Consider the following 9,175-nt stretch of genomic DNA (forward strand, 5'->3'; position numbering starts at 1 on the left):
AAGTGCTTCACTAGCTATGGACTACGATTGGTATTAGGTCACTTTCAAATGATTTGAGAAGTTGTCACCCTTCGCCATGCGGTCATATAGAATGACATTGACCGCAGCAGCAAGGTTCATGCAGCCATTAGTCGGAACATAGATAGTTTCACGACAGAAGTCCGTGATCTCTTTTTTCAGAGTCCCATCTTCAGGGCCGAAGATATAAAAAGCACGAGGTGGGTGCTTATAATCAGGCAGAGGCTTAGCGCCTTCTATCAAATCAACCGCGATTGGTACGCAGCCAACTGGAATAATGTCTTTCAGGTCTTCAACACCAATTAATGGTAGCTCAAGGTGCTTTTCTTTGGTGTCGGTATGAAACTGTCGAGCGTGGTCATAACGGGTGCCAGTATAAAATACAGAGTTTGCTCCGTAGCAACCAGCCGCTCGCATTACTGAGCCAACATTTTCAGGTGTTTTGGGGTTTACTAATCCAACACAGGCATAGCCTTTGGATAGTGTATCTGTCTTTGCTTTGGTCATAATTTTGTAGAGTTGCAGTTTGGTAAAGTGATGAGGCTATGAAGTCGTAAGAAAATCAGCTCAGAACTCTGAGCTGATTTAAGAAGAGCCTAGTCGCGTTTCCACAAGATGTGACAGAACTTGTGTTCAGGGTCACGGCTGATCAGCAGACGAGCGAATACGTCATCTAAGACATCATCAGCTTCATTTACAAGACCAATGCGTACTTCAGCGTAGATCTCTTTGTCGACTTCAAAGCCAACATGTTCAACCCAATCGTCACCAGTTTCAACGAGCTCTGCAGCGCCACGATCTTCAAACTGAGCCGTGAATAGGATCACGTCTGCTGGTTCAAGGTTATCAGGAGCCATCTCTAGAAAGATGTCGTATGCAGTGTCAATTGCGTCGTCGTAAGACATTAGGTTGTTAGCTTCGGTCATAATAAATATCTTAGCTTGCGCGGTTCATGTATTTACGTTCGGCTGTGTTCACAACAACTTTGTCGCCAGTTGCAATGTACTCAGGAACTTGAACAGTAAGGCCTGTAGACAGACGAGCTGGCTTAGTACGAGCTGAAGCAGATGCACCTTTGATTGAAGGGTCTGTTTCTTCGATCACTAGCTCAACTGAAGTTGGTAGTTCAAGCGTTGCTGCAGTACCGTCGATAAGAATCGCGTACATGCCTTGAGTTTCTTCGTTGATGAACAGTAGTTCGTCTTCGATCATTTCACCGTTGAAGATGAACTGTGAGTAATCTTCGTTATCCATGAAGATGTACTCGTTGCCGTCAACGTAAGAGAACATCACTGCACGCTTAGTTACGTCGATAGTTTCAACGATTTCGTCAGCCTTGTGGCGAACTTCTGTTTTAACGCCAGTTGCTACATCGTGACCACGGAAGCGGTAAATCTTTTGACCGCCACGGCCACCTGGTGTTGTCACTTCGATATCTTTTACTAGTACTGTTTTGCCATCAACGTTGATCGCAAAACCTTTTTTAATCTCACTTGCTCTAGGCATTTTGTGTTTGTCCTTATTGGGTCTATCCGGTGATTATATCTCGTAGACGCTATAAATAGGAATAGCTTGAATCATAAAGTCACCTAAGCGATCATAGAGAGACAGTTAAATCATTATTTTATTTACCGAAACGACCTATGCAGCTACCTGTTATTGACCCAACACAGCCATTTCAACCTGAATTCCAACCTGTGGTTAACGATCTGATTACCTTTTTAAAAGGCGGGTTAGGCTCCAATCTACACAGTGTCTATGTTTATGGCAGTGTGGCACGCAAACAAGCCGTCGTCGGTCGCTCGAATCTAGATGTGGTTGTGGTTACCCATCGTCCTTTCCCAGAACAACGAACCACGCTGCTGAACACCATTAAATGGCGCTTCCAAAAGAGCTTCCCTCAGGTCACTCAAGTGGCGATCAAAACCACCTTAGTGAGCGAGATCGTTGATTTCGACAATATCTTTACGTGGGGCTTTATGCTTAAGCATTTAGCCGTGTGTGTGCATGGTGAAGACTTATCAGACTGCTATGGTGATTTCGAAACGAGTTGGGAAATTGCCAAGCACTGGAATATGGATGCGGATAACTGGTTGGCGGTTTATCGTAATAAGATCTCCCGAGCAACAACGCCAGAACAACAAGTTGCAGCACAGGTGATTATTGCCAAGAAGCTTCTGCGAGCCAGTTACTCTTTGGTGATGTATCGTGACAAATATTGGTTCGATGGCCCAATAGAGTGTGGTCAACAGTTCTTGAAGTATCACCCAGATAAAGACATCGAAATCCAAAGGTTAGGCATTTTACTTTCTGGTAGGCTGATTCCTAAACGTTCGGTGATTGGTATTCTTGATGGCTTTGGTGAATGGCTGGTTAAGCAGTATCAGAAAACTGAGTTTCGAATCGGATAGGGCTTCGTAAGCTAACCGTTGATATGAAAAAGCAGAGCGAGTTAAGCACTCCTCTGCTTTTTTCGTTTTTATGTCTGGCTCGAGTATTAATAGATATCTCGAGTCTAATGTCGCCTCGAAAATAGAATAGGTCTAGAACAGGCCTAGTTGCTGCCCGCTAACTCTTTCAAAATCTAAACCAATGAAGGGTAAGATAGCCTCTGCGACCGGTTTAATCTGCTTGTCGATGTAATGCTGATAATCGATACCATTCTTCAAGTACTCCTTTGGCTCAGGGCCACTCAGAGTAATCAAATATTCAATACGCCCTTTGTTTTGGTATTGCAGCGGGCGACCTAGCTTGGCATTGATCTCATCGGCCATACGAGCTGCGCGAACCTGTGGCGGAATGTTTTTTTGATACTCGTGTAGTTTGCGGCGCAAACGCTTTTGGTACACCAGTAAATCATCGTGTTTACCAGCAGCGGTTTCATCGACAAACTGTCTGACATAGTCCGTTGGATCTTGGTCGTGAAACACCATCTCATACAGGGTTTGTTGGAATTGCTGAGCGAGAGGTGTCCAGTCGGTTCGCGCACTTTCAAGCCCTTTAAAGATGATCTTCTCTTGGTCGCCTTGATTGATCAAGCCTGCATAGCGTTTCTTCGAGCCGGTTTCTGAACCTCTAATGGTTGGCATTAGAAACTTGCGATAGTGAGTTTCGTATTCCAGTTCGAGTATTGAGGTTAGGTTGTAGGTTTCTTTTAAGTGATTCGTCCACCAATCGTTGATGTAAGCGACCAGTGCGTTCCCGATCTCGTCTGCTTTTTGTTGATCGTAACTGCCGTTTAGCGATACGAAGGTTGAATCGGTATCTCCGTAAATTACTTGATAACCTTTATCCTCGATTAGAACCTTGGTTTGCTTCATGATCTCGTGCCCACGCATAGTGATCGACGAGGCCAAACGGGTATCGAAGAAGCGGCAGCCAGAAGAGCCAAGCACACCATAGAAGGAGTTCATGATGATCTTAATCGCTTGAGAGAACGCTTTTTCGTTGTTCTTCTTTGCAACGTCACGTGCTGCCCACAGGTTTTCGATCATCTCTGGTAGAAAATGCTTAGAGCGGTGGAACTGACCACCACGAAACCCAGCCACCGCTTGGTCTTCTTCAGAGCCTAACTCTAACTTTAGTCCTTCTATCAGCCCCATCGGATCAATCAAGAAAGATCGAATGATCGATGGATACAGGCTTTTAAAGTCGAGTACCAACACCGAGTCATAAAGGTTGGGAATCGAATCCATCACATAGCCACCGGGGCTAGCGATCCAGTTCTCGGGCTCTAAATTAGGCGCGACGTAACCCGCTCGGTGTATCTGAGGCATGTATAAATTAGTAAAAGCCGCAACAGAGCCACCAACACGATCCAGCTCGACACCGGTTAATCGAGAGCGCTCAATCGCGAAGTCGAGTAGGTGAGTGTGTTCGAAGATGCGATTTACTAGCACGCAGTCTTGAAGGTTGTACTTGGCGAGCGAAGGCTTATCGAACTTAAACATCCGGTTTATCTCATCCATGCGGTCGTGAACGTTATGGATGTCTTTGCCTTCCCCGAGCAGTTCTTGAGATACCGATTCAAGAGACCAGGAGCGGAAGTGGTAGGTCGCTGTCTTGAGCATGTCGATGCCATCCAACACAACGCGGCCTGGGATAGTGATAAAGCCTTGCTGGTTTTGTGCAGAACTACGGAAAAAGCTTGGTTGATTGTCTCTACCGATGCTGAGCTTCACTTCGTTCCATTCTGAACGTTTGTGCAGCAGCCTAAAATCGAAATCAATGACATTCCAACCGATGATGATGTCGGGATCAAATTCAGAAAACCATCTAATCATCGCCTCGAGTAGAGCTTTCTCATTAGGAACCCATTGGACGTTTGTGTCAGCCTCTTGTGGTTCGCCGACCATGATGACTCTGCTGTCCATCGGGCTGTCTAAGCCAATGGAATAAAGCACACCTTTTTCTGAGCATTCAATATCAAGCGAAACCACAGATAAACTCGGTAAGTATTCGCCCGTTCTGCATTTTGCATTGGAGACTCTAAGGTGCTGACTTTTTTGCACGGCAGTCCCAGTGAACTCAATGCTGCCTTTGATAAAGCGTTCCATCAGATATCGATCGGCGAGTCGAATATCGCTTTCAAAGGTCTGGATTTCTTCGCTGTGAAAGGCTTGTGCTAAACCAAAGCTACTTCTCGACAATGAGGTGTAACATGCGGCGAGAGGGGTTTGATCGAATGTGGCTAGTTCTAGGGACTTGAATTGGCAATCTATCGACTCTTTCGCTGCGATTGCCTGACATTCTTCAACATCAGATTGAGCGACAAAAAATACAGGCTTTTCATTTTGAATCGTCAGCAGAGTTGGGCCTTGAGGGGAGCTTAACCACAAATCAATTTGGGTACGCCCTGAAAAGTCTCTCGCTTGTCTTGTGAGTACAAAGCCTTGCTGAATATCCAATGTAATAACCTATTGAAATGGGGAATCGAATACTACCATCTAGCGGCTCTCCGCGCACAACAGGCAACCAAAATACTAACTAAATTCTAGTTAACAGAGGCAAATAACGGGACTCCATAAGCAAATAAGTGAAATTGTCGCGAATGGCTATTCAATGGTATTGAAAATATCTTTATCTTGTGTAATTTTATTGGGTGTTGTTTTAACTGGTTGATTTTTAGAAAAAGCTTGTTGTTTTAGTTAGCTTATTTGTTAATAAGTACTTGCTAAAGTTCGTGTTTCAGCACATATTCAACAGAGCTTTTTTTTAGTAATTAAGTTAAGATGTACTCAATGCTGCGATCCACTGTTCCTTTGTTCAATTGTTTCAAACAGATGAAATGACACAGTGGTTGCAGAGCCAATTAATAGTGTGGAGATACAAGTTTGATAAATGTTTTCCTTGTAGATGATCACGAGCTGGTTCGCACAGGGATACGACGTATTATTGAAGACGTCCGTGGAATGAACGTAGCAGGGGAAGCTGAAAGCGGTGAAGATGCTGCAAAATGGTGTCGTACTAATAATACTGACGTTATTTTGATGGATATGAATATGCCTGGTATTGGTGGCTTAGAAGCAACCAAGAAAATCTTGCGTTTCAACCCTGATGTTAAAATCATCGTTTTAACTGTTCATACGGAAAATCCGTTTCCAACTAAAGTGATGCAAGCTGGAGCTGCTGGTTACCTTACTAAAGGGGCAGGTCCGGATGAAATGGTAAATGCAATTCGAGTGGTTAATAGTGGCCAACGATACATTTCACCAGAAATTGCGCAGCAGATGGCTTTGAGCCAATTCTCGCCTGCGTCTGAAAATCCATTCGCAGACTTATCTGAGCGTGAACTTCAAATCATGATGATGATTACCAAGGGTCAGAAAGTGACGGATATTTCAGAACAACTCAATCTAAGTCCTAAAACAGTCAACAGTTACCGCTACCGTTTGTTCAGCAAATTGGATATCAGTGGCGATGTAGAGCTGACGCATTTAGCGATTAGACATGGAATGTTAGACACTGAGACCCTTTAACACTGAGATCGTATAGTGACCAACTTGTTTGACTCAGTGTCATTTCTCAAGACAGTAACAGAACAGCCCGGCGTTTATCGTATGTATAACGCCGAGGCTGTTGTTATTTACGTCGGTAAAGCTAAGAACCTCAAAAAACGCCTTTCCAGTTATTTCCGTAAAAAAGTCGACAGTGAAAAAACGCGCGCTTTAGTTAGCAATATCGACAAAATCGATGTCACTGTAACGCATACAGAAACAGAAGCTCTTATCCTTGAGCACAACTACATCAAGCAGTATCTACCGAAATACAACGTACTTCTGCGTGATGATAAGTCGTATCCCTATATTTTTATTAGTGGTCACAAACATCCTCGTTTGTCGATGCATCGTGGTGCTAAGAAGAAAAAGGGAGAGTACTTTGGTCCTTATCCCGATTCCGGCGCTGTGCGTGAGACGTTGCACCTAATACAGAAAATCTTTCCTGCTCGTCAGTGTGAAGATACGGTTTATGCCAACAGAACGCGCCCGTGTTTGATGTATCAGATTGGTCGTTGCGCTGCGCCATGTGTCAGCTCAATCATCTCTGATGAAGAGTACAGCGAGCTTATCGACTACGTTCGTTTATTCCTGCAAGGGAAAGACAAGCTAGTTCTTGAGACACTCATCGATAAAATGGACAAGGCAAGCCAAGAGCTTCGCTTTGAGCAAGCTGCTGCTTTCCGTGACCAGATCCAAGCGATTCGACGCGTGCAAGAGCAACAGTACGTATCTGACGACTCAATGGAAGATATGGACGTGTTAGGTTTTGCTCAAGAAAATGGCGTGGCTTGTATTCACATCTTGATGATTCGCCAAGGAAAGGTTTTAGGCAGTAGAAGCCATTTCCCGAAAATTCCAAACAATACGGTGCGAGAGGAAGTCTTTTCGAGCTTTTTAAGCCAATACTATCTTGCACATAATGAAGCGAGAACCATCCCAACTCGTCTCATCCTTAATGCTGATTTGATGGAAGATGTCACACCGATTCAAGAAGCCTTGTGTGAAGTTGCGGGTCGTAAGATCCACTTCAATACCAATCCTTCTGGCACTCGTGGTCGCTACCTTAAACTGTCTAACACCAATGCATTAACAGCCATTACCACCAAGATTAATCACAAGATGACGATCAATCAGCGCTTTAAGGAGCTTCAAGAAGTGCTGTCGATGGACGTTATCAAACGCATGGAATGTTTCGATATCAGTCACACCATGGGTGAAAGTACGATTGCATCTTGCGTGGTCTTCAATCAAGAAGGGCCAGTTAAACCGGAATACCGTCGTTACAACATCACAGGTATTACCGGTGGTGATGACTACGCTGCAATGGCTCAGGCGCTTGAGAGACGCTATTCAAAACAACTCGATGTCGACAAGATCCCAGACATCATTTTTATCGATGGCGGTAAAGGTCAGTTGAATCGTGCCCATGAGATCATTTCCAAATATTGGGATGATTGGCCGTTTCGACCAAGAATGATGGGTATTGCGAAAGGGGTAACACGTAAACCGGGTTTGGAAACCTTGGTGACCCTTGAAGGTGAAGAGTTTAATTTACCAAGTGATGCGCCAGCACTGCACCTTATCCAACATATTCGTGATGAAAGCCATAATCATGCGATTGCAGGGCATAGAGCAAAACGTGGTAAAACGCGTAGAACCAGTGCGCTTGAAGGAATTGAAGGGGTAGGGCCTAAGCGCCGTCAATCTTTGCTGAAATATATGGGTGGCTTACAAGAACTTAAGCGTGCAACTGTCGAAGAAATAGCCAAAGTACCGGGCATTAGTCATTCTTTGGCAGAAAACATTTATCAAGCATTGAAACAATAGTAAAAATCCCGCACCATTAAAGCGCAATTAATAAGAGCCCAATAATATGCGTTTGAATATACCTAACATTTTGTCCTTACTGAGACTATTTTTGATCCCAGTATTCGTTGTTGTTTTTTACCTACCTTACCAATGGGCTCCTTTTGCTGCTGCAATGGTGTTTTGGGTAGCGGGTTTTACTGACTGGCTAGATGGCATGCTGGCTCGTAAACTCGGGCAAACGTCTCGCTTCGGTGCCTTTATTGACCCTGTGGCGGATAAAGTGCTGGTTGCTACGGCTCTTATCTTGATGACTGAGCATTACCATTCGATTTGGATAACGATTCCAGCGGTTACCATGATCGCTCGTGAAATTATTATTTCGGCGCTTCGTGAATGGATGGCTGAAATCGGTAAACGTGCAAGCGTTGCGGTATCTTGGGTTGGTAAAGTCAAAACCGTTTCTCAGATGTTCGCTCTTTGGGTACTGATCTGGCGATACGACGACTGGATGGTGTGGGTAGGTTACATTGCGCTCTATGTTGCAACCGTTCTTACATACTGGTCAATGGCGCAATACTTGATGGCTGCCAAAGACGATTTGTTAGACGAAAAACATCATTGATGAAGAAGCGAGCTGAGGCTCGCTTTTTTGATCTTTAACCTAAGGTTAAGTTATCCATAGTGGATATCTAATGTGATATAGATCGCCTTTGAATGGCCTGTCCACAAAGTCCTTTGCACACAAAGTCAGCTATTTAGCCTGTTTCGTATGAAATCTATTCAAACGAATTAAAAATACAAAAATAATATTGACTCAATCCTCTGAATCCGTAGAATGCATCCCGTACCCAAGAGGATGGCAATAAGCGATTCGATTGGAGTTACTAAGGCGCCTTGGCAGAGTGGCTATGCAGCGGATTGCAAATCCGTGGACCTCGGTTCGACTCCGGGAGGCGCCTCCATTATCTCTTTCGTTTAGAAGAGTAATGAAAATGCGATACTAGCTCAGTTGGTAGAGCGCAACCTTGCCAAGGTTGAGGTCATCGGTTCGAACCCGATGTATCGCTCCAAAATTTGTAATGTTGATTGGCGTCAGCATTAAGATGGTGTTTTACTTTTCAGTAATCGGCATCGCAATAAAGAATTGCGTGCCCTGGTGGTGGAATTGGTAGACACAAGGGATTTAAAATCCCTCGGCGTTCGCGCTGTGCCGGTTCAAGTCCGGCCCGGGGCACCATCTATTAAAGTCTACGTCTTAACGGATGTAGCAAATGCGATACTAGCTCAGTTGGTAGAGCGCAACCTTGCCAAGGTTGAGGTCATCGGTTCGAACCCGATGTATCGCTCCA

At 44.5% G+C, this 9,175-nt stretch carries 8 protein-coding genes and 4 tRNA genes; 8 read left to right on the forward strand and 4 right to left on the reverse strand.

What is annotated here, in order from left to right:
* Nucleotides 1-33: 33 nt before the first annotated feature.
* The 3 genes from AACT19_RS19395 to efpL form a co-directional block, all read right to left on the reverse strand.
* Complete coding sequence (locus AACT19_RS19395) at nucleotides 34-525, reverse strand: RNA methyltransferase (RefSeq protein WP_004729783.1); 492 nt, start codon at nucleotides 523-525, stop codon at nucleotides 34-36.
* Nucleotides 526-614: 89 nt separating this feature from the next.
* A complete protein-coding gene (locus AACT19_RS19400; protein WP_017094479.1) occupies nucleotides 615-944 on the reverse strand; it encodes an HI1450 family dsDNA-mimic protein in 330 nt (109 codons plus the stop codon).
* 10 nt (nucleotides 945-954) lie between these two features.
* A complete protein-coding gene (efpL, locus tag AACT19_RS19405; RefSeq protein ID WP_004729781.1) occupies nucleotides 955-1,524 on the reverse strand; it encodes an elongation factor P-like protein EfpL in 570 nt (189 codons plus the stop codon).
* A gap of 137 nt (nucleotides 1,525-1,661) precedes the next feature.
* Here efpL and AACT19_RS19410 point away from each other — a divergent pair, with 137 nt between their 5' ends.
* Nucleotides 1,662-2,429 (forward strand): nucleotidyltransferase, encoded by a 768-nt coding sequence (locus tag AACT19_RS19410; RefSeq protein WP_076648245.1) that lies wholly within the window; start codon nucleotides 1,662-1,664, stop codon nucleotides 2,427-2,429.
* A 132-nt stretch (nucleotides 2,430-2,561) separates the two neighbouring features.
* Here the strand turns inward: AACT19_RS19410 and AACT19_RS19415 are convergent, their stop codons facing one another.
* Nucleotides 2,562-4,925, reverse strand: coding sequence for a DNA polymerase II (locus AACT19_RS19415; RefSeq protein WP_076648248.1), 2,364 nt, complete (start codon nucleotides 4,923-4,925; stop codon nucleotides 2,562-2,564).
* 426 nt (nucleotides 4,926-5,351) lie between these two features.
* Here AACT19_RS19415 and uvrY point away from each other — a divergent pair, with 426 nt between their 5' ends.
* The 7 genes from uvrY (at nucleotide 5,352) to AACT19_RS19450 (ending at nucleotide 9,175) form a co-directional block, all read left to right on the forward strand.
* The gene (gene uvrY, locus AACT19_RS19420) at nucleotides 5,352-5,996 is read left to right on the forward strand and encodes a UvrY/SirA/GacA family response regulator transcription factor (protein ID WP_004729778.1); all 645 of its coding nucleotides are present in this window, start codon (nucleotides 5,352-5,354) and stop codon (nucleotides 5,994-5,996) included.
* A 15-nt stretch (nucleotides 5,997-6,011) separates the two neighbouring features.
* Entirely contained in the window at nucleotides 6,012-7,844 is a 1,833-nt protein-coding gene (gene uvrC, locus AACT19_RS19425; RefSeq protein WP_017078220.1) for an excinuclease ABC subunit UvrC, read from the forward strand.
* 46 nt (nucleotides 7,845-7,890) lie between these two features.
* Nucleotides 7,891-8,448 (forward strand): CDP-diacylglycerol--glycerol-3-phosphate 3-phosphatidyltransferase, encoded by a 558-nt coding sequence (gene pgsA / locus AACT19_RS19430; protein WP_017078221.1) that lies wholly within the window; start codon nucleotides 7,891-7,893, stop codon nucleotides 8,446-8,448.
* Between the two features lie 266 nt (nucleotides 8,449-8,714).
* Nucleotides 8,715-8,788, forward strand: a tRNA-Cys gene (locus AACT19_RS19435).
* A gap of 32 nt (nucleotides 8,789-8,820) precedes the next feature.
* Nucleotides 8,821-8,896, forward strand: a tRNA-Gly gene (locus tag AACT19_RS19440).
* An 80-nt stretch (nucleotides 8,897-8,976) separates the two neighbouring features.
* Nucleotides 8,977-9,063 (forward strand) — tRNA-Leu (locus AACT19_RS19445).
* A gap of 36 nt (nucleotides 9,064-9,099) precedes the next feature.
* Nucleotides 9,100-9,175: transfer RNA gene (locus AACT19_RS19450), tRNA-Gly, on the forward strand.

It is taken from the genome of Vibrio sp. 10N.222.47.A9, assembly GCF_963872585.1.
GTDB classification, from domain to species: domain Bacteria; phylum Pseudomonadota; class Gammaproteobacteria; order Enterobacterales; family Vibrionaceae; genus Vibrio; species Vibrio splendidus.